This window comes from Cryptosporangium arvum DSM 44712 (assembly GCF_000585375.1).
GTDB lineage: Bacteria > Actinomycetota > Actinomycetes > Mycobacteriales > Cryptosporangiaceae > Cryptosporangium > Cryptosporangium arvum.
This window is the reverse complement of the sequence record NZ_KK073874.1, coordinates 546,000-568,242: the sequence shown is the minus strand read 5'-3', so window position 1 is coordinate 568,242 and position 22,243 is coordinate 546,000. Positions and strand designations below refer to the sequence as shown.

The following is a 22,243-nucleotide window of genomic DNA, read 5'->3' as shown; positions in this document are numbered from 1 at the left end:
CCACGGTACGTCGCGATCGTCGCTCGCCGCCGCTCGGACCAGGCATGTCGGCCCCTACCGATACGGTGCGCGCATGCAGCCCAACGTGCCCGCTCCCCGTCCGGCCGGTGGTGTCCCCCGCTGGGTGGCCCCCACGCTGGTCACGCTGGCCGGGTTGACTGCCGTCGGGGTCACGGCCGTGGTTCAGCCGTTCGTCTGGGTCGCGCACGAGATCTTGGTCATCAGTGGTTACCCGGTGCCCGGCGTGTTCTGGCCGGGGCTGACCGTGCTCACCGCGCTGGGCGCCGGCGCACCCGCGGCGCTGGCCTGGCTCCTGGTGAAGCGGCCGGTGATCCGCGCGATCGCCCGGCTCTGGACGCTCGCCGCGGTCTGCGCGGCGCTGCTCGGGCTCGTGCGGGCGGTGCCGTGGTCGGCCGGCGACGCGGTGGCCGACGCGCTGGAGGGCGTCGTCGCGCTCGTCCTCGCGTTCGCGCTCCGGCGCTGGGTGTCCGACGCGGAGGCACCGGGGACACGAAGCCCCCGGGTGGGTACCGCGGTCGCGGTCGCGTGCGGGTTGCTCGTCCTGCTGCCGTGGTGGTGGGTCGGGGCGCTCGGCGGCCCGCTCGACGTGGTGGCCGCCGCGCTGGCCGCGTCCGGGCTCGGCGTGCTGATGTCCCGCCTGCGGCGCACCGGGCCGCTCCGAGTGCCGGTGGGTGGTCCGGTCGCCGGGCTGGTGCTCGACGCGCTGGTGCTCGCCGTGCCGCTCGCGCTGCTGGCCGGTGCGTTCGGGTCCCCCGGCACCCAACTCCTGCTGCTCGGCGTCCTTCCGGCCGGTTGTGTGGCGCTGGCGTGCGTCGATCCGGTCCGCCGGTGGTCGGGTGCGCTGCTCGTCGCGCTGGCGGCGTTCGGTCCGCTGGCGTTCGTCGACGCCGAGGAGGTCACGCTCCTGCTGGTGCCGGGTGACGTGCCGCAGTGGGCGGCGATCGGCACCGGCATCTCGGCCTGGCTGGCGCTGGTGGCGGGTGCGGTGGTCGCGCTCGGTCTGGTCATCGCGGCCCGCCGCACCAAACGCGCCGCCCCGGTCACGCCGCCCATCGCACCGCCCGAGGCCGCCGGACGCGAGGCGCAGGCCGAGCTCACTGCGGGCGTGTCCGAGGCGGGCATGTCCGAGGCGGGCATGTCCGAGGCGGGGGCCGAAGCTGACCGGCCTGTGGGGAGGGCGGTCGGTGGTCGCGGGCGAGTGTTGTCGGGGGCGTTGATCGGGGTGTTGGTGGTCTCGTCCGGGCTGCTGTGGCTGGGCCCGGGTCAGGACGGCTTCCACGGCGACCGGCTGTTCGTCGTCCTGAAGAACCAGGCCGAAACCACCGCGGTGGGTGACTCCACCACCGACCTCACCGCCCGCCGCACCGCCGTCTACCGCCTCCTGGTGGAGCACGCCCGCCGCACCCAGGCGTCGCTGCTCTCGGCGCTCCGTAAGGTCGGCGCCGATCCGACGTCGTATTACCTGGTCAACGCGGTCGAGGTCGACGACACCCCGCTCGTGCGGGCCGTGCTCGCCGCCCGGGACGACGTCGCCGCGGTGCAGCCGAACCCCGAGCTCCGTCCGATCCCGGAGGCCGCCACCGCCGGCTCGGCCGACACCCGCACCCTCACCGGCACGCCGGCCAACCTCGAGACGATCAAGGCCCCGCAGGCCTGGCGCGAGGGCACCGACGGCCGCGGCATCGTCGTCGGCTTCTCCGACAGCGGCGTCGATGCCCGTCACGAGGCCCTGCGTGACACCTACCGCGGCGGCGCCGACAGCTGGCACGACCCGTGGAACCGCACCACCGTCCCCACCGACCCGAACGGCCACGGCACCCACACCGCAGGCAGCGCGGTCGGTAAGAAGGTCGGGGTGGCGCCCGGCGCCACCTGGATCGGGTGCGCGAACCTGGCCCGCCCGCTCGGCAACCCCGGCCTCTACCTGGACTGTCTGCAGTTCATGCTGGCCCCGTTCCGGGCCGGCGGCGACCCGTTCGCCGACGGTGACCCGGCCCGCGCGGCCGACGTGCTCAGCAACTCGTGGGGCTGCCCCGACGTCGAAGGGTGCGGTGCCGGCACGCTCGAACCGGCGGTCGAGGCCCTGCGCGACGCGGGCGTCTTCGTGGTGGCCGCGGCCGGTAACGAGGGCCCGCGGTGCCGCTCGATCACCGACCCGATCGGCCGGTACGACTCGGTGTTCACGGTCGGGGCCGTGGACGACAAGAAGGTGGTCGCGGGCTTCTCCAGCCGCGGTCCGGTGCCCGGTGACGCGGAGTCCAAGCCCGATCTGACGGCACCCGGCGTGGACGTCCTGTCGGCCTGGCCGGGCGGCGGTTACTCGCGGCTGTCCGGCACGTCGATGGCCACCCCCCAGGTCGCCGGGGTCGTGGCGCTGATCTGGCAGGCCGCGCCGTCACTGCGCGGCGACATCGTGCGCACCGCCGCCCTGCTCCGCGCCAGCACCCAGAACGCGACCCTGGGCAGCGCCCCGTCCTGCGGCGGCAACGCCCGCAACGTGCTCGGCGCCGGCACCGTAGACGCCGCGGCGGCCGTCACCCTGGCCCGCCAAGGCGAAGCCACCCGCCCCCGCTAACCCACCCCACCATCTCCCGCACCGTCATCTCCCACCCGCTGACCCCACCCGTCAACTCCCGCCCGCTGACCCCGCCCGCTAACCCCCGCGGGCGCCCCGCCCGTTTGCTCCCGCCCGCTAGCGCTGCCCCGTTAACTCCCGCGGGCTAGCGTCACCCGTTAATTTCCGCCCGCCAGCCCCACCCCTTAGCTCTCGCCGCCGTAGCTACGCGGTTCCTGCCGCCCCGCCACCGCGCCCACGCATGCCGACGGGAAAATGGACAAGCTCTCGGGGCCAAACGCACGGATCTGGGCCCGGAAGCTCGTCGTAGCCCCAGGAACCCGTCGTAGTCCTGGGAGTACGGCGCGAAAGTCGGACGCTTGCGCGAGGCCGGTTCTCTGCCGGCGCCCGGTTCACTGAACGAGCAGGCACCCAGACCTCCTCCTTGCGCACGATCGGCAGGAAGAAGCGCAGCCGCTATTCCCCCGTGCGGGAGGCGAACAGCGCGGTCCGGCGAGGTCCAGGCCAAGCGATTGAGGCGGGGCAGAAAGTACTGCGCAGCCCACGGTCGTCAGCAATCTCTGGAGCCAAGTCGAGCCCGCCGTACGCGACCGGCCATGCCGGCAGGTTGTCCGAGGCCAAACACGGGGCTCGAGTCCCGGAATTCGTTGGAGCTCCAGAACTTCTCGCACCCGGCGAACTCCCACCCCGCCCCCTGCAACCCTGCAGCCTGGTGGTCCGCTGCCGCCCCCGACCCCTGAAGCACTGCAGCCCCGCGGCTCCCCTGCAGCCCTCGCGAACCAACAGGCTCCTGATCCCCAACAGACTCCTGACTCATGGCCCCCAGCAGAGTCCTGGCCCCCCAGCAGACTCCTGACACCTATAGCTCGTGGCGCCAGCGGTCCGCGGTTCCTCACCCCTGCGGCCCCATGCCCACGCGGCTCGTGCACGCTGACGAGAAATCGAGTGCTCTGCGAGTTGTCGGGGCAAGTGCACGACTGTAGAGCCGGAAACCCGTCGTAGCCCGGAAGGTCTCGTGGCGCGCGCACTCCCGCCGCACGGCCCCCAGCAGCCCACGCCCTTCGGCCCACGGCCCACGGCCCACGCATGCCGGCAAGAAAGCGGGTACTCGACAAGTTGTCGGAGGGCAAACACAGGGCGTTAGGCCCGAGAATTCGTCCTACCGCCGGAAGCTTTCGATAACCCGTAACTCTCGCCTTACCGGCGCAGCGTCTGCGGCCCAAAGATCACGTGCACCATACGCACCACGCGCACCACGCAGACCGCGCGCCGACGAGAAATCGGGCGCTCGACGAGATCCCGGGGCCGAACACGCGGCTTTAGGCCCGGGAACTCGCCGCAGCGCCGGGAACTCGCCGAAGGCCGCGAGCCTCGTCGTAGCCCCACGAGCCCGTCATAGCCCCGCGAGCCCGTCATAGCCCCGCAGGTTCCTCGTTGCCCCGCGAGCCCGTCGTAGCCCCGCGAGCCCGTCGTAACCCCACGAGCCCGTCATAGCCCCGCAGGCTCCTCACAGCCCCCGGTACCTCGCGGCGGGGAAAAAAAGCCGGGCGCACGAAAGGGCGGGCCCGGGAATCCGGGCCCGCCCTTTACGTGGTGCGAGCTAGCTAGGCGGGACTCAGAAGTCCATGCCGCCCATGCCGCCGCTCGGGTCGCCGGCCGGGGCCGCAGCCTTCTCCGGCTTGTCGGCGATGACCGCGTTGGTGGTCAGGAACAGCGCGGCGATCGACGCGGCGTTCTGCAGCGCCGAGCGGGTCACCTTGGTGGGGTCGATGATGCCGGCCGCCACCAGGTCGACGTACTCGCCGGTCGCGGCGTTCAGGCCGTGGCCCGACGGAAGGTTGCGCACCTTCTCCGCCACGACGCCACCCTCGAGACCGGCGTTCACCGCGATCTGCTTGAGGGGAGCCTCGAGAGCAACCTTGACGATGTTCGCCCCGGTCGCCTCGTCGCCCGACAGGTCGAGCTTCTCGAACGCGACGCTGGACGCCTGGAGCAGAGCGACGCCACCACCGGCGACGATGCCCTCCTCGACGGCGGCCTTCGCGTTGCGCACCGCGTCCTCGATGCGGTGCTTGCGCTCCTTGAGCTCCACCTCGGTGGCCGCGCCGACCTTGATGACGGCGACGCCACCGGCCAGCTTGGCGAGGCGCTCCTGGAGCTTCTCGCGGTCGTAGTCCGAGTCGGAGTTCTCGATCTCGGCCCGGATGGTGTTCTTCCGGCCCTCGATCTGCTCCGCGTCGCCGGAACCGTCGACGATCGTGGTCTCGTCCTTGGTCACGACGATCTTGCGGGCGGTGCCCAGCAGGTCGACCGTGGTGTTCTCGAGCTTGAGGCCGATCGTCTCGCTGATGACGGTGCCACCGGTGAGGATGGCCATGTCGTTCAGCATCGCCTTGCGGCGGTCACCGAAGCCCGGCGCCTTGATGGCGACCGACTTGAAGGTGCCCCGGATCTTGTTGACGATCAGGGTGGCGAGGGCCTCGCCCTCCACGTCCTCGGAGATGATCGCGAGCGGCTTGCCGCCCTGCATGACCTTCTCGAGCAGCGGGAGCAGGTCCTTCACCGTGGAGATCTTGCCCTCGACGAAGAGGATGTACGGGTCGTCGAGGACGGCCTCCATCCGCTCGGTGTCGGTGGCGAAGTACGGCGAGATGTAACCCTTGTCGAAGCGCATGCCCTCGGTGAGCTCCAGCTCGAGCCCGAAGGTGTTGCTCTCCTCGACGGTGATGACGCCTTCCTTGCCGGCCTTGTCCATCGACTCGGCGATGATCTCGCCGACCGAGGTGTCAGCCGCGGAGATGGAGGCCGTCGAAGCGATCTGCTCCTTGGTCTCGATCTCCTTCGAGGCGTTGCCCAGGGCCTCGGAGACCGCCGCGACGGCCGCCTCGATGCCCTTCTTCAGCGCGATCGGGTTCGCACCGGCGGCCACGTTGCGCAGGCCCTCACGGACCAGCGCCTGAGCCAGCACGGTCGCCGTGGTCGTACCGTCACCCGCGACGTCGTCGGTCTTCTTGGCTACTTCCTTGACCAGCTCGGCGCCGATCTTCTCCCACGGGTCCTCGAGCTCGATCTCCTTGGCGATCGACACACCATCGTTCGTGATGGTCGGCGCGCCCCACTTCTTCTCGAGCACGACGTTTCGGCCCTTGGGACCGAGCGTCACCCGCACAGCGTCGGCGAGCTGGTTCATGCCCCGCTCGAGGCCGCGACGAGCTTCCTCGTCGAACGCGATCAACTTGGCCATTCGGTGATGTCCTCCGATGGTGTCGGACCCCCGGATGCCGCGTAAGACAGCCGGAGACTGCACGGTCGGAATGGTGCCCGCGACGGACGACCCCCCACTGCGTCGGCACGGACCGACGAGCCGGGAGCCTCACCTCCCCGACCTTGGCACTCAAGACTACCGAGTGCCAATCTCCTGTTTAGCACTCGACCCAGGCGAGTGCAAGCAAACGGGGAGGGTCCCACAGGCGTCCGGACCTCGCTCCGGCGGCCCTCCCGGCGAGGCGGACGGCGATCGCGCGGCAATCCGGGAGTTCGTTCGAATCGACGAATAGCCGCCGGGAAATAGCGCTCCGGTTTACCGACCGGCCCAACAAAACAGACGAGGCCCGTTCCGGTCGCACCCACCGGAACGGGCCTCGCTGAAGTCTTGGAACTAGGACGCGACGACCGTGACTCGTTCTGCCTGCGGACCCTTCGGACCCTGAGTCACTTCGAAGTCGACTCGCTGGCCGTCTTCGAGAGACTTGTAGCCGTCCATCATGATCGCCGAGTAATGGACGAAGACATCAGCGCCGCCGTCGACAGCGATGAAGCCATACCCCTTCTCGGAGTTGAACCACTTGACAGTGCCCTGCGCCACTGTGCACTTCCCTCACTTACTGGTGCCCACGAAACGCACTCCTTGACCATGCGCTCCGGGTCTTCGTCCAAGAGCCCCGCACTGCAGATCGCACGAACACTGGCAAGAACTACGACCGGTCAGGACGGTACCGGACCTCTAGGCAGCGCGAAAGCGACGCTCCGAAAAGGGCAGTCGCACGAAGCAACTTTTTGCGCTCTCGCACTAATCGGCGTGAAAACCAGGAGAACCACCAGCCTCACTAGTCTGAGTAAGAGGTATCCCCGGTTATGCCGCTCAGCGTTTCAGGCCCTGCTAATCATCTCTACTACCTACCGCGTTATTCGTACCGCTTTATACAATTTTATTCCGCGTTGGTCGAATCGCAGGTCTTATTTCGAGGAACGAAGACCACTCTCTCAAGTTCCCGACGGACGAACGACCCCGCACTGATGTGCGGGGCCGTTCGAGGGTCCGGAATCAGCCGAGCAGGCCGGCTTCCCGTGCTCCGCGAAGCGACGGCGCGATCCGGTGGGTGGGACCGACGCGACCTTCGATCGCGTCGGCGGTCTTCAGGCCCTCGCCGGTGTTGAAGATGACGGTCTCGGCGTTCGGGTCGAGCTCGCCCGACTCGACCAGCTTCTTCAGCACCGCGACCGTGACCCCACCCGCGGTCTCACCGAAGATGCCGGTCGTCTCGGCGAGCAGCCGGATGCCGTCCCGGATGTCGTCGTCGTCGACCGCGGCGATCGACCCCCCGGTGCGGCGCACCGCGTCGAGCACGTAGGGCCCGTCAGCCGGGTTGCCGATGTTCAGCGACTTCGCGATGCCGGTCGGCTTCACCGGGCGGACGACGTCGTGTCCCTCGGCGAACGCGGTGTAGACCGGCGAGCAGCCGGCCGACTGGGCGCCGAAGACCTTCCAGTCGGCGTCGGACACGATCCCGGCCTTCACCAGCTCGCCGAACGCCTTGTCGATCTTGGTGAGCAGCGAGCCCGAGGCGATCGGCACGACGACCTGCGCCGGGAGCCGCCATCCGAGCTGCTCGGCCACCTCGTAGCCGAGCGTCTTGGAACCCTCGGCGTAGTACGGCCGCACGTTCTGGTTGACGAACGCGGTCGACTCGAACGCGTCGTCCTCCTGCAGTTCGCTGGTCAGCCGGTTGACGTCGTCGTAGCTGCCGTCGACGGCGACCAGGCGGGGGTTGTAGACCGCGGAGGCGAGGATCTTGCTGGGCTCCAGGTCGGCCGGGATGAACACGGTGGCCTGCCAGCCGACCCGGGCGGCGTGCGCGGCCACCGAGTTGGCCAGGTTGCCGGTGGACGCGCAGGCCACCGAGCGGTAGCCGAGCCCCTTGGCGGCGGTGAGAGCCAGCGAGACGACCCGGTCCTTGAACGAGTGGGTCGGGTTCGCGGAGTCGTCCTTGACCCAGAGCGGAGCGTTCAGGCCGATCGCGGCGGCCAGCCGGTCGGCCCGGACGAGCGGCGTCAGACCGGGATTGAGCGAAACCCGGTCGTCGGGGTCCTGACCGACGGGCAGGAGCGGCGCGTAACGCCAGATGTTCTGCGGACCGGCCTCGATCTGTTCCCGGGTCACCGACGCGAGCGCGTCGGCGTCGTAACCGACCTCCAGCGGGCCGAAACACTCGGCACAGGCGTGGATCGCGATGAGCGGGAACTCCGCACCGCAGTTACGGCAGCGCAGCACGCGAGCGGGGCTGGCGGTGTCCTGGGCAGCAAGCAGCGACGTCATGGCGAGGCCATCCTCATCTCTCCCGGTTCAACCGGGACGGAGTTGGCACCTGTCGCACCTGCCTCGCTGTGCGAGATTCGCTGGATGCGATGGTTGCCGGGGCTTCACCGGGCCGTATCCCTCTGCCCCTCTGGATGAGTTCCTATGAAGTTGTGTCGCCCAGTTTACGGCGCCCGCCCGGCGAGCCAAATCGATTCCGCACACCTGCTGGGAGTTACCTGGCTCACTGTGCGGGCGCCTTCACACTGAGGAAGCGTCAGTGGAACATGCCCCTCCGCTGGGTCAGGATCTGCAGGTGCTCGTGGAGCCACTGCTCCCAGTTGAGCTGCTCGGCGCCCGCGTACTGCACGGTGAACCGGTTGTAGGCGTCGCTGCCCGATGTCAGGAAGCCGCCGCGCTTGTCCAGCTCCAGCAGGACGTCCATCGACTGCGGGCCGGAGATGAAGGTGACCTCGAGCTCGTTGATCGTGCCGGCGTACTGGTGCGCCGGGTAGTACTCGATCTCCTGGTAGAACGGCAGCCGCGACCCGTAGAGCGTGCCCCGCTCCAGGTCGGCGCCCTTGAACTGGAAACCGAGCCGGCTGAACGCGTCGAGCAGGCGGGCCTGAGCCGGCAGCGGGTTGACCTGGATCGGGTCCATGTCGCCCTTGTCCAGCGAACCGGCCAGCTCCAGCTCGGTGCGGACGCCGAGCCGCATGCCGTGCAACGGTTGCCCGTTGACGGTCGTCACCGGGGTCTCCCAGGGCACCGCGAGCTCGAACGGGACCGCGTGGCGCGCACCGGGCTGCAGGCTGAACCGGTGTCCGAGGTGCAGGCGCTGGAACGGCAGCATCGTGTTGTACTCGTAGTCGTCCCCGCCGGCGGATTCACCCTCCACCTCGACCTTGGCGACCAGCTCGAGTTCCACCCGGTCGACGACCATCTCGACGTTGCCGCCACTGATCCGCACCTCGCCGCGGAGCACGTCGCCCGGCCGGGTGTGCGGAGAGGCGAGCACGGTATCGACGGACGCGCCGCCGCCGAACATCGCCGAGAGCTTTTTGAACATCACACGATCCTTTGGGTGCGAGGGTGGTCTGCTGCATGGTCGCAGTCCGGGCCCTTCAAAGGGGCGGACTCGTCAGGGATGCGACTACCGGATACCCCTCAACTGACGATGTCTTTCCGGAGAAAGCGCCACCATGCCAGGGCGAGAAAGACGGTTGTGTAGGCAACGGCCGAAACCGCGCCCTTCACCATGTCTTCGGCCTCGATCGGGGAGGAAAGCAGCGACAACCACGCCGTTCCGTAACGGGTCGGAAGCAGCGCGCGAAGATCTCCGAGCGCGGTGACCGCTTCCAGAATATTCGAGATGATCCACAGCATCACCGCGCCGCCGACCGCGCCCAATGGGGCATCGGTTCGTACCGAGAGGTAGAACGCGAGCCCGGCCACGGGTAGCAACGTGATAGCGATATAGACGACCGCGAGAACGATGCGCCCGAGCGCTTCGACCGCCGGGATGTCGACGCCGAGCTGAGTACGCAGCGGTCCCCAGCCGAACGCGAGCGTCCCGGCGATCATCGCCACGGTCGGCAGCAACGCGAGGGCGAACCCGCTGTAGGCCAGGCCGACGGTCAGCTTCTGACGCAGCAGCCGGCCCCGCGGGACCGGCGACGCCAGCAGGTAGCGCAGCGTCCCCCAGCTCGCTTCGCTGGCCACCGTGTCGCCGCAGAACAGCGCGACCACCACCAGCAGCAGGAAGCTCGACGCCACGAAGATCGAGAACAGCGTGAAGTTCGCGCCGCTCGAGGTGGCCAGGTCGGCGAGGCTGTTGCCTTCCTGCGCCGAGTCGGGGTCGTCGGGGACGCCGATCTTGAACGCCGCCACCAGGATCAGCGGCAGCACGATCAGGAACCCCAGCGCGATCTGGGTACGCCGGCGGGTGAGCTGGCGCGCGAACTCGGCGCCGAACCGCAGCGTCCGTCCGGGCCGATGAATCGACGCGGTCATCGTTGCTCCCCCACGAGTTCCAGGAACACGTCCTCCAGCCGACGCCTGGCCACCAGTCGCTCGACGCCGACCCCGGCTCCGACCAGCTCACGGACGACGTCGCTGCGCTCGACACCGGCCAGTTCGACGACCAGGCCGGCGCCGTTCGGGTGCACGACCTCGACGCCGGGCATCGCACGCAGCGCGGCCACCGCCGCGTCCTGGTCCCCGGAGGCGACCTCCACCAGTACCGACCGCCCTTCGCCGACGATCTCCCCGACCGGACCGGCGGCCACACCGGTGCCCTTGCTGACCACGACGACGTGCGAGCACACCTGTTCCACCTCGGCGAGCAGGTGCGAGGAGACCAGCACGGCGCGCCCGTCGGTGGCGTAGCGGGACAGCACCGCCCGCATCTCGGCGATCTGCGGCGGGTCGAGTCCGTTCGTCGGTTCGTCGAGTACCAGCAGGTCGGGCAGGCCGAGCATGGCCTGCGCGATCGCCAGCCGCTGACGCATGCCCTGGCTGTACGTCTTCACCTTCCGGTGCACGGCCGCGCCGAGGCCGGCGATCTCGAGCGCTTCCTCGAGGCGGGCCGACTCGGCGGGGCGCCCGGTGGCCTGCCAGTAGCGGTGCAGGTTCTCCAGGCCCGAGAGGTGCGGCAGCAGACCGGGGCCCTCCACGAACGCTCCGATCCGCGACAGCACCGGTGCGCCGGGCACGATCCGGTGACCGAACACCAGGATCTCGCCGCCGGTCGGCCGGATCAGCCCCATCAACATGCGCAGCGTCGTCGTCTTGCCCGCGCCGTTGGGGCCGAGCAGACCGACGACCTGGCCGGGTTCGACCGAGAACGACAGGTCCCGAACGGCCAGGTACCCGTCGCCGTAGGCCTTCCGGAGGCCGCGCACGACGAGCGGAGACCCGGCCGCCTCGGAATCGACGGAGACGTCGAGCCGACGGCGCCGCGCGCGGACGATCACGACCGCGGCGACGACGCCGAGGCCGACCGCGCCCAGCAGCCCGATCAGCACCCACGTCCACGTGCCGGTCGAGCTCGCGACCGGCACCGGCGTCACCGCGGGCAGGTGCAGGCTGTTGGCCTGCACGGCCACCTGGTAGACGGCCGGCGCGACCGGCCCGGCGTAGGCCTGGTCGGCGGTCGCGATCACCAGGCGGACGCTGTGCCCGGACTCGAAGCGGTGCCCGATCATCGGCAGCGTGACCGTGACCAGCGACGCGGTGTCGATCGTCCGCGGTAGCCCGGTCAGGCGGACCGCGGACACCGCCCCGCCGGGCAGCGTGGCGCGCCCGTCCGCGTCGACGTCGTAGAGCTTGAGGAAGAGCACGGCCTCACCGGTCGGCGACGCCGCCGCCACCCGCACCGTCGGCGCGCCGGCGACGTCGACCGAGCGCGACAGCTCCACGCCGCTGTACGAGGCGAACTGGCCCGGGACGTCGATGCCCGCGTTGGCGAAGCTACTGGTCAACGCCCCGAAGCCGGGGAGAGTCGAGACGCCGGCCGGCGTGCCGTCCGGCGGGTTCGCGACCGGCTGCGGGCTGATGCCGGAGACCCGGATCCGGTAGGGGTCCTCGGCGGGCGGGTACTCGCCGAGCGTGTAGACCCGGCTGGTCGGGCGGGTGTCCCTGGCGCTGATCGCCCCGGCGGTGGTGTAGCTGAACTCGTCCGACGGCGCCGGGCCGCGTCCGTCGAGGTAGTGCCGCAACCAGGCCAGTTCGAGCTCGTTGACCCGCTCGGATTCACGCGTCGACGCGGTCGAGTCGTGCCCACCGGCGTACCAGGCGACCCGGACCGGGGTGCCGTTCGCCGCGATGCCGCGCGCGTTGGCGTCGGCCTCGGAGAGCGGGAAGAGCGTGTCCTGCTGGCCCTGGACGAGCAGCGTCGGCGCGTCGATCCGGTCGAGCACCGTCGACGGGCTGGAGCGGCGCAGCCGCTCGACGATCGCCGGCGTGGACCGGCCTGTGGTCGCGACCTCGAGGTACTCGCGGCAGAGCGAAACCTCGAAGCGGCCGCACTGCGCCAGCTCACCGACCTTCGACGCGTCGACGGAGCTCGGGTCGATCCCGCCGTTCGAATCCGGCCGCGCCCCGAGCAGCGCGGCCAGGTCGCGGACGCTGCTGACGCCCCCGCCGCTCGCGCTGCCGAAGAACAGCCCGGCCCACGAGCGCTTGAAGACGCCGTCTGCCGGGCCGCCGCCGGTGGCCTCCGGGAAGAACGAGTTCGCCAGGTCGTTCCAGGTGATCCGCGGGACGATCGTGTCCACCCGCTTGTCGTACCCGGCCAGCAGGAGGCTCAGCGCGCCGCCGTAGGAGCCGCCGATCGCCGCCACCCGGGGATCTCCGGACGCGTCCTGGCGCACGTCGTCCCGCTCGGCGAGCCGGTCGACGAGCGCGCGGGCGTCGTTGACCTCGTAGTCGGGACTGTCCAGCGAGATCGTGCCGCCGGAGCGCCCGAACCCGCGGGCGCTCCAGGTCTGCACCACGTACCCCTGGCCGGCCAACCGGCGCGCGTCCGCAGCGACGCTCGACTTGCTGCCGCCGAAGCCGTGCGCGAGCAGGATCGCCGGCGCCGGATGCGACGCGGTGGCGCTCTCCGGGACGTAGATCGTGGTGTCCAGCTCGATCGGCTCGTTGCGCTCCGGCCCCGACCGCACGGTGACCATCGCGTCGGTCGACCGCACCGGCTCCCCCGACGGCCAGCGGATCCACACGACAAGCGCAGCGAGGACGCCGATCACCACGAGCGTCGTCACGACGCGCCGGGTGGTGACCACCGCACGCCACCCGGACCGCGCCGGCCCGGGCATCCCTCGTGGGGTGGTGTCCCCCGAAGCAGTTTCCACAGCCACACACTAGGTCCGCTTTCCTGAGAGTCCGCTGACCTCTCAGCCCCGGCACAGCGGTTCGTTTGCCAGACGAAGCAGACTTAGAAGGTGACTTCTGAAGCTCCGTCCCTGACCCTGACCGCGAGCCTGCGGTCGGCTGTGCTCGACGCGCGGCGCGGGGTGGTGCGGCTCCATCCGGAGGTGCTGGCCGCCCTCGACCTCAACCCGGGTGATCCGGTGCTGCTGCGCAGCGCGGAGCGCACGTCGGCCGGGATCGCCGCGGCCGGTGACGCCACGGCGGCGCGCGGGCTCCTGCTCGCCGACGACCTGACGATGGGCAACCTGCGGATCCGGGACGGGGCGCCGGTCGACGTCAGCGCCGCGCCGATCCAGGCGGCCCGCACGATCACGGTGTCCGGCGACGCCACGGTGGTGGCCGCCGTCTCGCCGGAGATGCTCCGGCTGGCGCTGCTGAGCAAGGTGGTCACCAGCGGGGACGACGTGTCTTTGCTGCCGCAGGACCTCGACCCGGCGCACCCGCACCGGCCGCTGGTCGAGAGCGCCCGGCGCAGCCTGTCCAACGCGGTCGGCAGCGGCTGGACCGCGGCGCTGCTCACGGTCGTCGCCGCCGAGCCGGAGACGGCCGCGCTGATCACCCCGGACACGATCGTCACCTGGTCCGGGTCGGCCGGCGGCGGGGTATGGGGCTCCGGTGGCGCCACCGGTGTCCGCCCCACCGCATCCGCGCGCGCCACCGCCACCCCCCGCTTCGCCGGGACGTTCTCCCCCGGCGTGTCGGGCGCGGCGGGCGCCGCCGCTCCCGTCGCCGCCAAGGCGCGCTCGCGGAACGTCGACAGAAGCATGGAGCAGGTGTTCGCCGAGCCCGGAGCCACGCTCGACGAGGAACCGCGGCCGGCGGAGGACCTGATCGGTCTGAAGACGCAGGCCGCGCACCTGACCGAGCTGTTCGACCTCGCGTTCCACCACGGCGAGGTGCTGGAGCGCCTGGGCACGACCGTGCAGCTCGGCGTGCTGGTCACCGGGCCGCCCGGGGCGGGGAAGTCGACGCTCGTGCGGTCGGTCGCGCAGGCCACCGGCGCGACCGTGCTCCGGATCTGGTGCCCCGGCCTCGCCGCGGTGGCGCCGGACGCCGCCGCGGAAGTCCTGCGTCAGGCCGCCGCGAAAGCGGAGTCGGACACCCCGGCCGTGCTGCTGCTCAACGACGTCGAGGCGCTCGCGCCGCGGTCGGACCCGCCGCCGATCGCCACCGTGCTCGTCCAGCTGATCGCCCGTCTGGTCAGCGAAAGCAGGACGGCCGTGGTGTGCACGACCAGCCGCCCGGAGGACGTCGACGCCGGCCTGCGCCGCCCCGGCGTGCTCGACCACGAGCTCCGGGTGCCGATGCCGGACGCGAACGAACGCCGTGACCTGCTCGCGCTGTTCACCCGCAACCTGCCGGTCGCCGACGACGTCTCGCTCGACGACGTCGCCGCGCGCACGCCCGGGTTCGTCGCCGCCGACCTGGGGACGCTCGTGCGTGAAGCCGGTGTCCGCGCGGCGATGCGCCAGCGGGACGCCGAGACCCCGGAGATCGCCAAGGTCGACCTGGACGCCGCCGCCCAGTCGGTGCGGCCCACGTCGATGGCCGAATCCACGCTCGAGGTCGCCTCGCTGAGCCTCGACGACGTCGGCGACATGAAAGAGGTCAAGGAGGCGCTCACCGAGTCGGTGCTCTGGCCGCTGCGGTATCCCGACACGTTCACCCGGCTGGGCGTCGACCCGCCGCGCGGAGTGCTGCTCTACGGCCCTCCGGGGTGCGGCAAGACGTTCCTGGTCCGGGCGCTCGCCGGTACCGGGCAGGCCAACGTGCTCGCGGTGAAGGGCGCCGAGTTGCTCACCAAGTGGGTCGGTGAGAGCGAACGGTCGGTGCGTGAGCTGTTCCGGCGTGCTCGCGAGGCCGCGCCGACCCTGATCTTCCTCGACGAGGTCGACGCGCTGGCTCCGGTGCGCGGCCAGTCCACCGACGGCGGCACGACCGACCGGGTGGTGGCCGCGCTGCTCACCGAGCTCGACGGCGTCGAAGGGCTGCGCAACGTCGTCGTGGTCGGTGCCACGAACCGGCCCGACATGGTCGACCCCGCGCTGCTTCGTCCCGGCCGGCTGGAGCGGCTGGTGTTCGTGCCGCCGCCGGACGCCGAGGCCCGCGCCGACATCCTCCGGGCCGCCTCGCGCAAGGTTCCGCTCTCCACCGACATCGAGCTGGCCGACGTCGCCCGGGAGCTCGACGGGTTCTCGTCCGCGGACTGCGCGGCGCTGGTGCGCGAGGCCGCCCTGGCCGCGATGCGCGAGTCGATGGACACCGCCGAGGTCACCGCCGCTCACCTGGCGACGGCCCGGCGCCGCGTCCGCCCGTCGCTGGACCCGGTGCAGGTGGCCCACCTCGCCTCGTACGCCGAACAGAGGGAAGCCCGTTAGCGGGAACCTCCGTATCATGCGGCACGGAAGATCGGAGGCACCGTGTCGATGCGCGCTGTCCTACCGGTTCCCGGACACACCGGTCGGGCCGCCCTGGTGGGGGTCGGCGTCGGCCTGCTCACGTTGCTGTGCGGGGTGCCCTACTGGTGCGAACACCTGACCTCGGCGGCCGTCGCGGTACCGGCCGCCGGGGTGTTCGGAGCGGCCGGCGGGCTGCTGCTCGGCACCGGTGACAGCCGCCAGCGCAGCGGCCAGATGCTGCTGGTCGGCGCGGTGTTCGTCGCCTTCGCCTGGACCGCGATCTGGGACAGCGGGATCTGGCCGACGTTCGCGTTCTACTCCGAGGGCATCGGCCTGACCGTCTCCGGCGCGGCCGTCCTGGCCTACCCGGCCGGTCGCCTCGTCGACCGGGCCGACCGCTACTGGGTGTACGCCGCGATCGGCGTGTTGATCGTCGGCGAACTCTTCGTCGAACTCGTGTCCCTTCCCGAGTGGAACGACCTGTCGCCCGACGTGTTCTGGCCGTCGCTGGCGCCGAACCGCTCGCTCTTCGACGCCGCGATCAGCACGGTGACCGGTCTGCAGGTCGTCCTCGCGGGCTGGTACCTGGTCCTGCTCGTGCGCCGCGGCCGCCGCCTGTCCACCACCGAGCGCCCGGCCGCGATCCCGGTGCTGATCGGCACCGGCATCGCCGCGGCCGCGATCGCGTCCACCGCGCGCACCCGGACGTTCACCGACCTGGAGTCACTGCTCTCGCTCTACGTCGTGCAGAACACGATCTCCGCGGTGCTGGCGCTGGCGGTGCTCTCCGGGGCGCTGCGGGAGCGCTGGCGCGAGGTGGACGCACCGCACCGCGTGATCCGGATGACCTCGTCGACGTCGTCGGTGGCCACGGTGCGCGACGCGCTCGCGGCGGCCCTGCGTGATCCGCGGCTGCGCCTGCTGTTCTGGGTGCCGGCCGAACACAGCTACGTCGACCGGCGCGGTCACCTGGTGCTCCACCCGTCCGCGACGACCGGGCGGTGGCTGACCGAGGCGCGAATGGACGATCGCCAGCCGCTGGCCCTGGTCGAACTGGACGACGCGCTCCGCCTGCGCCGGGGCATGGTCGACGCCGTGCTGCGCGCCGGGTCGCAGGCGCTGCTCACCGCTCAGCTGCAGGCCATGGCCACCACCCAGCTCGAACAGGTGCTGGCCGCGCAGGCGCGGGTGGAGGAGCGGGAGACCGCGGAGCGGCAGCGGCTGGAGAAGGACCTGCGTGACGGCGCCCAGCGGCAGTTGGCCGCGCTCGCCGAGCAGCTGTGCGGGCTGGACGCCCTCGGCGAGCCGGCCCGGACGGTGGTGGCGACCTGTCACGACGAGGTGCTCGGCACCATCGAGGACCTGGAGGCGCTGGCCCGTGGTCTGCACCCCACGGTGCTGCGCACCGACGGCCTCGGTGCCGCGTTGGACGAGGTGGCGGTCCGGCTCGGGCTGGCCGTCCAGCTGGCGGTCTACGCCGGGCGCAAGCCACCGGCCGTGGAGGCCACCGCGTACTTCGCGCTCTGCGAAGGGCTGACGAACGTGGCCAAGTACGCGCCCGAGGCCCGGGTGCGGATCGAGGTGACCGAGGCCGACGGGTGGCTGCACGGCGTCGTCGCCGATGACGGGCCGGGTGGGGCCAGAGTGGTCGCCGGGGGCGGACTGGCCGGTATCGACGACCGCATCCGCGCGCTGCACGGCCGGACTCTCGTCGAGAGCGAAGCCGGAACCGGCACTCGACTGCGGGTGAGCCTGCCCTGCGGCTAGTTAGAGCCGCACGCCGAGGCGGCGGGCCGAGCGCTGCCGCTGACGCGCGGCACGCACCCGACGCAGGCGCTTGACCAGCATCGGATCGTGCACGAGCGCCTCGTGCCGATCGATGAGCGCGTTAAGCAGCTGGTAGTAGCGCGTGGCCGAAAGCGAGAACTCGTCGCGAATGGCCTGTTCCTTGGCACCGGCGTGCTGCCACCACTGCCGTTCGAACGCCAGGATCGCGAGTTCTCGTTCGTTCAATCCGGACTCCTGACGCTCGGTCAGCACCGAGTCCTCCGGCACGTGGTCCATGGACTCTTCGTCCTCCTCGGCGCGTCGCGTCGCCAACAGCGGCAGCGACCCCACTCTAGCCATCGATGCGTCCTCGGACGGGGCGGTGTGAACAGTCTGGCGTGAGCTCCGATCACCCGGTCGGCCACAATTGGCCGAAGGTACGATGACCAACGGTCACGATTGCGGTCTGGCGGAGGAGCGGCATGACAGTGCTGTCCGACGCCACACTGGTCCTTCCGGTCGGTGTCGTCCAGGGCGGCTGGGTGGCGGTGTCCGCGGGCGAGATCACTGCGGTCGGCGGCCCGGAACGATCCCGCCCCCGCGATCCCGACGTCGTCGACCTCGGTGGACGGTGGATCGTCCCCGGCTTCGTCGATCTGCACGTCCACGGTGGCGGCGGGCTGGACTACGGCGCCGCCCGGCCCGACACCGCCGGTGCGATCACCGCGCTGCACCGCTCCCACGGCACCACGACTTCGCTGGCCAGCCTCACCACCGCCCCGCTCGACGACATGGTGCGCTCCGCGGCGGCACTCGCCGACCTGGTCGACGCCGGAACGCTCACCGGCATCCACGCCGAGGGGCCGTTCCTCTCCCCCGCGCACGCCGGCGAGCAGGACCCGGCCGCGATGCTCGGGCCCGATCCGGACGCACTGGACCGGCTGGTACGCGCCTGCCGCGGGCACCTGCGTGTCCTGACCCTCGCGCCCGAACTGCCCGGCGCGCTGGAGCTGGTCAAGCGCTCGGTCGAGCAGGGCATCCAGGTCGCGATCGGCCACACCGGAGCGAGCTACGAGCGGACGCTCGCCGCGATCGAGGCCGGGGCTTCGCTCGCCACCCACCTGTTCCACGCCCAGCCCGGCCCCACCCAGCGCGAGCCCGGCGCGGTGGGCGCGCTGCTCGAACACCCCGACGTGATCGTGCAGCTGATCGCCGACGGCGTCCACCTGCACGACGCGCTGCTCTCGATGGTGTTCCGGCTCTGCGGCGCGGAGCGGGTCGCGCTCGTCACCGACGCGATGGCGGCCGCCGGCGCCGGGGACGGCCGCTACCGGCTCGGCGGCCGCGAGGTCGACGTGCGCGGCGGGGTGGCGCTGATCGAGGGCAACGGCGCGATCGCCGGCAGCACGCTCACCCAGGACGCCGCGCTGCGCCGCACGGTCGACGCCGGGGTGCCGGTCACCGAGGTGGTCACCGCGCTGACGGCGACGCCGGCCCGCGCGCTCGGGCTCGGCCACCGGATCGGGGCGCTGGTGCCCGGCTTCACCGCCGACCTGCTCGTCCTCGGCCCCGGCCTGGAGATCGACGGCGTGATGGTCGCGGGCACCTGGGACCGCGCACCCCGTTAACCTGGCGTTATGAGCACGCTGCGCTGGGGAATTCTGGGTACCGGGAACATCGCTCGCACGTTCACCTCGGACCTGCTGACGCTGCCCGACCACGAGGTCGTCGCGGTCGGGTCGCGGGCCGCCGAGACCGCGGAATCGTTCGCCGCCGAGTTCGGCATCGCCCGCGCGCACGGCTCCTACCAGGCGCTCGCGGACGACGCCGGGGTCGACGTCGTCTACGTCGCCACGCCGCACGCCGGCCATGCGGCGGCCGCCCTCACCTGCATCGCGGCCGGGCGTCACGTCCTGGTGGAGAAGCCGTTCACCCTCGACGCCGCGGAGGCGACGACCGTCGTCACGGCGGCCCGCGACGCCGGCGTGTTCTGCATGGAAGCGATGTGGACCCGGTTCAACCCGGCGATCGCGCTGCTGCGCGAGCTGGTCGACGACGGCGCGATCGGTGAGATCGTCGCCGTGCAGGCCGACTTCGGCTTCGCCGCGGCCTACGACCCGAAAGGCCGGCTGTGGGCCCCGGAGCTCGGCGGCGGTGCCCTGCTCGACCTGGGCGTCTACCCGGTCTCGCTGGCCTCGATGCTGCTCGGCGAGCCCACGACCGTGCTGGCCACCGCGGGCAAGGCCGCGACCGGCGTCGACGCGAACACCGGCATCCTGCTCGGCTACGAGTCGGGCGCGCTCGCGGTGCTGCACTGCTCGCTGCGCGGCGACACCCCGGCCCGGGCCGAGATCATCGGCACCCGCGGCCGTATCGAACTGGCCCCGCTGTTCTTCCGGGCGACCGAGCTGACCCTGCACCACCGGGACGCCGAGCCCCGGCACGAGACGTTCACGCTCCCCGGCAACGGCTACACGTTCCAGGCCGAGGAGGTGGCGCGACGCATCCGCGCCGGCCACACCGAGTCCGACCTGATGACGCTCGACGAGACGCTGTCGATCGCGCGGACGCTCGACCGCGTCCGCGCGTCGTTCACGGCTTGACGCCGAGCGGGGTCGTCGTGAACGGACCCCCCACGAGGTCGGTGGGTTCGCCGGTGACCTCGGCCGCGAAGACCTCGGCGTCGTCCTCCGGGTGGTAGCCGATCGCCTCGCCCTCGGCGAGTGACCACCAGCGCCTGGTGTTCGCCGAGACGCCCCACACCTGGGTGAAGACCGGCGACGGGGTGCTCAGCGACGCCTCGAAGAGGCGGGCGGCGTCGTCGAGCGAGAGCCAGGTGTCCAGCGCCCTGGTGTTCGAGGGCTTCACGCGGCAGGTGCCGATGCGCAGCGAGACGACGTCGATGCCGAAGCGGTGGTGGTAGAGCGCACCCATCGACTCCTTCGCGGTCTTCGACCAGCCGTACCAGGTGTCCGGCGCGAACGGGGTGTCGGCGGGGAGCGGCTCGGCGGCCTTCCGCGCGAACCCGACCGCGTGGTTGGAGCTGGCCAGCACCACCCGTGACACCCCGTGCGTCCGAGCGCCCTCGAACACGTTCCGGGTGCCCTCGACGTTGACGGCCAGGATGTCCTCGAACGGCGCTTCGCCGGCGAGCCCGGCCAGGTGCACGATCGCGTCGACGCCCGCGCAGGCGGCGACGACCGAATCGGTGTCGGTGATCGAGGTGCGCACGATCTCCTCACCGGGCGCCGCGTCACCGAGCGGTGCCACGTCGAGCAGGCGCAGGGTCCGCCCCGGCCGGGCCATCCGGGTGCGCAGCGCCGTCCCGATCAGTCCGGCGGCACCGGTCACCAGCACTACTCCGGCCATCAAGGGTTCCTCTCGCCGAACGCATTCGTGGTTGGGTTGCAGCATGCCGGAAACGTTGACCTGGTTGCCCGCCGCCGACCATCCCGAACTCCTGGCCCCACCGGTGGCGGCCGTCGTGAAACACCTCAGCGAGGTCCAGGTGGCGGCGATCGACCCCACCGACGCCGACACCGAGGCGTTCTGCGCCCGGTACGGCGAGCCGCTGGAGGAGTCGGCCAACTGCGTCGTCGTCGCCGGGAAGCGCGGCGGTGTCGTGAAGTACGCCGCGTGCCTTGTCCTGGCCACGACCAGGGCCGACATCAACGGGCTCGTCCGCAGGCACCTCGACGTCCGCAAGGTGTCCTTCGCCCCGCTCGACGAAGTGGTCGACATCACGGGGATGGCCTACGGCGGGGTGACCCCGCTCGGCCTGCCGTCCGACTGGCCGGTGCTCGTCGACGCGGCGGTGGCCGCCGGCCGCAGCCTGGTGATCGGCAGCGGCGTGCGCGGCTCCAAGCTGCGGGTGCCCGGCGCGACGCTGGCCGCGCTCGCCACCGCGGACGTCCTCGAGGACCTCGGCCGATGACCACGCTCCCGCGCAAGCTGACCGCCGGCGACCAGCTCCGGGTGATCGCGCCGTCGTCGTCGCTCCAGCTCATCTCCGACGCCAACCGCGACGCCGCGATCGACCGGCTGACGGCGGAGTTCGGAGTGCGGGTCACGTTCTCCGAGCACGTGAACGAGACCGGGCCGCTCGGCACCGGGCCCGTCGCCGGTCGCGTCGCCGACCTGCACGAGGCGTTCGCAGACCCGGACGTCTCCGGGATCCTGACGGTGATCGGCGGCTACCACGTCAACCAGCTGTTACCGCACCTGGACTACGACCTGATCCGCGCGAACCCGAAGGTGCTCTGCGGGTTCTCCGACATCACCGCCCTGCAGTGCGCGCTCCTGGCGCGCGCGAACCTCGTCACGTACTCGGGGCCGCACTTCTCGACGTTCGGGATGCGCGAGCACAACGAGGCGACGATCGAGGCGTTCCGGAGCGCGGTGTTCGGCGAGGCTCCGGTGGGGTGGGTTCCGGCCGAGGTCTGGACCGACGACGAGTGGTACCGGCTGACCGAACGGGAGGCGCCCGAACGCAACGAGGGCTGGTGGGTGCTCCAGCCCGGCACCGCGAACGGCCCACTCGTCGGTGGCAACCTGGGCACGATCAACCTGCTGCAGGGCACCCCGTACTGGCCCGACCTCGACGGGGCGATCGTCGTCGTGGAGGACGACTTCGAATCGACGGTGCACGACTTCGCGCGTCACCTCACGTCGCTCCTGCAGACCGGGATCGCGGTGCGCGGCCTGGTCGTCGGGCGGTTCCAGCGGCGTACCGGGATGACGCGGGACGTGCTCCGGCACCTCGTCACCACCGCTCCGCAGCTGGCCGGCGTGCCGGTGCTCGCGAACGTCGACGTGGGCCACACCAACCCCCTCTACACGTTCCCGGTCGGCGGCTCCTGCTACCTGACCGCCGACCCCGGCGCGGTGGAGATCGTGCTCACGCGCCACTGACGCGCAACCAGGAGACGCCCCGGCAACACTCGCCCGGCGCGGCGACACGCCGATGAAGAA

At 71.4% G+C, this 22,243-nt stretch carries 15 protein-coding genes and 1 riboswitch; of the genes, 7 read left to right on the top strand and 8 right to left on the bottom strand.

The window, feature by feature from the left end; all coding sequences use genetic code 11:
• The first annotated feature begins 73 nt into the window (after positions 1 to 73).
• Positions 74 to 2,596, top strand: a complete 2,523-nt coding sequence (locus CRYAR_RS02605; RefSeq protein ID WP_051569636.1) for a S8 family serine peptidase — start codon at positions 74 to 76, stop codon at positions 2,594 to 2,596.
• A 1,615-nt stretch (positions 2,597 to 4,211) separates the two neighbouring features.
• Here CRYAR_RS02605 and groL read toward each other — a convergent pair.
• The 6 genes from groL to CRYAR_RS02575 form a co-directional block, all read right to left on the bottom strand.
• Complete coding sequence (gene groL / locus CRYAR_RS02600; protein WP_035848202.1) at positions 4,212 to 5,840, bottom strand: chaperonin GroEL; 1,629 nt, start codon at positions 5,838 to 5,840, stop codon at positions 4,212 to 4,214.
• 414 nt (positions 5,841 to 6,254) lie between these two features.
• Positions 6,255 to 6,461, bottom strand: a complete 207-nt coding sequence (locus tag CRYAR_RS02595; RefSeq protein WP_035848198.1) for a cold-shock protein — start codon at positions 6,459 to 6,461, stop codon at positions 6,255 to 6,257.
• 459 nt (positions 6,462 to 6,920) lie between these two features.
• Positions 6,921 to 8,192, bottom strand: a complete 1,272-nt coding sequence (gene thrC, locus CRYAR_RS02590) for a threonine synthase (RefSeq protein ID WP_035848195.1) — start codon at positions 8,190 to 8,192, stop codon at positions 6,921 to 6,923.
• 10 nt (positions 8,193 to 8,202) lie between these two features.
• Positions 8,203 to 8,333: riboswitch (SAM riboswitch) on the bottom strand.
• Between the two features lie 115 nt (positions 8,334 to 8,448).
• Positions 8,449 to 9,240 (bottom strand): sporulation protein, encoded by a 792-nt coding sequence (locus tag CRYAR_RS02585; protein WP_211247234.1) that lies wholly within the window; start codon positions 9,238 to 9,240, stop codon positions 8,449 to 8,451.
• A 98-nt stretch (positions 9,241 to 9,338) separates the two neighbouring features.
• Positions 9,339 to 10,184, bottom strand: a complete 846-nt coding sequence (locus tag CRYAR_RS02580) for an ABC transporter permease (protein ID WP_035848190.1) — start codon at positions 10,182 to 10,184, stop codon at positions 9,339 to 9,341.
• Entirely contained in the window at positions 10,181 to 12,991 is a 2,811-nt protein-coding gene (locus CRYAR_RS02575) for a CocE/NonD family hydrolase (protein ID WP_035848186.1), read from the bottom strand. Before CRYAR_RS02575 ends, CRYAR_RS02580 begins: the two co-directional genes overlap by 4 nt.
• A gap of 126 nt (positions 12,992 to 13,117) precedes the next feature.
• Between CRYAR_RS02575 and CRYAR_RS02570 the strand changes: the two genes are divergently transcribed.
• Positions 13,118 to 15,484, top strand: coding sequence for an AAA family ATPase (locus tag CRYAR_RS02570; protein ID WP_035848184.1), 2,367 nt, complete (start codon positions 13,118 to 13,120; stop codon positions 15,482 to 15,484).
• Between the two features lie 48 nt (positions 15,485 to 15,532).
• Positions 15,533 to 17,272: a sensor histidine kinase gene (locus CRYAR_RS02565; RefSeq protein ID WP_157017276.1), complete on the top strand. Its 1,740-nt coding sequence runs from the start codon at positions 15,533 to 15,535 to the stop codon at positions 17,270 to 17,272.
• On the opposite strand, the gene CRYAR_RS02560 is transcribed toward CRYAR_RS02565, so the two are convergent.
• A complete protein-coding gene (locus CRYAR_RS02560; protein WP_051571887.1) occupies positions 17,273 to 17,569 on the bottom strand; it encodes a DUF3263 domain-containing protein in 297 nt (98 codons plus the stop codon).
• A 185-nt stretch (positions 17,570 to 17,754) separates the two neighbouring features.
• On the opposite strand from CRYAR_RS02560, the gene nagA reads away from it, so the two are divergent.
• Positions 17,755 to 18,900: an N-acetylglucosamine-6-phosphate deacetylase gene (gene nagA, locus CRYAR_RS02555; protein WP_035848179.1), complete on the top strand. Its 1,146-nt coding sequence runs from the start codon at positions 17,755 to 17,757 to the stop codon at positions 18,898 to 18,900.
• A gap of 9 nt (positions 18,901 to 18,909) precedes the next feature.
• On the top strand, positions 18,910 to 19,875 hold the full coding sequence (locus CRYAR_RS02550) for a Gfo/Idh/MocA family protein (RefSeq protein ID WP_035848176.1): 966 nt from the start codon (positions 18,910 to 18,912) through the stop codon (positions 19,873 to 19,875).
• On the opposite strand, the gene CRYAR_RS02545 is transcribed toward CRYAR_RS02550, so the two are convergent.
• Positions 19,865 to 20,641: an NAD-dependent epimerase/dehydratase family protein gene (locus tag CRYAR_RS02545; RefSeq protein WP_035848174.1), complete on the bottom strand. Its 777-nt coding sequence runs from the start codon at positions 20,639 to 20,641 to the stop codon at positions 19,865 to 19,867. The two genes, CRYAR_RS02550 and CRYAR_RS02545, sit on opposite strands and share 11 nt — an antisense overlap.
• A gap of 43 nt (positions 20,642 to 20,684) precedes the next feature.
• On the opposite strand from CRYAR_RS02545, the gene CRYAR_RS02540 reads away from it, so the two are divergent.
• Positions 20,685 to 21,206, top strand: a complete 522-nt coding sequence (locus tag CRYAR_RS02540; RefSeq protein ID WP_035848172.1) for a YbaK/EbsC family protein — start codon at positions 20,685 to 20,687, stop codon at positions 21,204 to 21,206.
• Entirely contained in the window at positions 21,203 to 22,183 is a 981-nt protein-coding gene (locus CRYAR_RS02535; protein WP_035848169.1) for a S66 family peptidase, read from the top strand. The genes CRYAR_RS02540 and CRYAR_RS02535 overlap by 4 nt, the downstream gene beginning before the upstream one ends.
• The last annotated feature ends 60 nt before the right edge of the window (positions 22,184 to 22,243 follow it).

What these genes read in the sequence shown, in the direction of transcription:
- CRYAR_RS02550 (WP_035848176.1), top strand. Translation starts at nt 18,910, where the DNA reads ATGAGCACGCTGCGCTGGGGAATTCTGGGTACCGGGAACATCGCTCGC.
- thrC (WP_035848195.1), bottom strand. Translation starts at nt 8,192, where the DNA reads ATGACGTCGCTGCTTGCTGCCCAGGACACCGCCAGCCCCGCTCGCGTG.
- CRYAR_RS02565 (WP_157017276.1), top strand. Translation starts at nt 15,533, where the DNA reads ATGCGCGCTGTCCTACCGGTTCCCGGACACACCGGTCGGGCCGCCCTG.
- CRYAR_RS02560 (WP_051571887.1), bottom strand. Translation starts at nt 17,569, where the DNA reads ATGGACCACGTGCCGGAGGACTCGGTGCTGACCGAGCGTCAGGAGTCC.
- CRYAR_RS02605 (WP_051569636.1), top strand. Translation starts at nt 74, where the DNA reads ATGCAGCCCAACGTGCCCGCTCCCCGTCCGGCCGGTGGTGTCCCCCGC.
- CRYAR_RS02540 (WP_035848172.1), top strand. Translation starts at nt 20,685, where the DNA reads ATGCCGGAAACGTTGACCTGGTTGCCCGCCGCCGACCATCCCGAACTC.
- CRYAR_RS02580 (WP_035848190.1), bottom strand. Translation starts at nt 10,184, where the DNA reads ATGACCGCGTCGATTCATCGGCCCGGACGGACGCTGCGGTTCGGCGCC.
- CRYAR_RS02535 (WP_035848169.1), top strand. Translation starts at nt 21,203, where the DNA reads ATGACCACGCTCCCGCGCAAGCTGACCGCCGGCGACCAGCTCCGGGTG.
- nagA (WP_035848179.1), top strand. Translation starts at nt 17,755, where the DNA reads ATGACAGTGCTGTCCGACGCCACACTGGTCCTTCCGGTCGGTGTCGTC.
- CRYAR_RS02585 (WP_211247234.1), bottom strand. Translation starts at nt 9,240, where the DNA reads ATGTTCAAAAAGCTCTCGGCGATGTTCGGCGGCGGCGCGTCCGTCGAT.
- groL (WP_035848202.1), bottom strand. Translation starts at nt 5,840, where the DNA reads ATGGCCAAGTTGATCGCGTTCGACGAGGAAGCTCGTCGCGGCCTCGAG.
- CRYAR_RS02575 (WP_035848186.1), bottom strand. Translation starts at nt 12,991, where the DNA reads ATGCCCGGGCCGGCGCGGTCCGGGTGGCGTGCGGTGGTCACCACCCGG.
- CRYAR_RS02545 (WP_035848174.1), bottom strand. Translation starts at nt 20,641, where the DNA reads ATGGCCGGAGTAGTGCTGGTGACCGGTGCCGCCGGACTGATCGGGACG.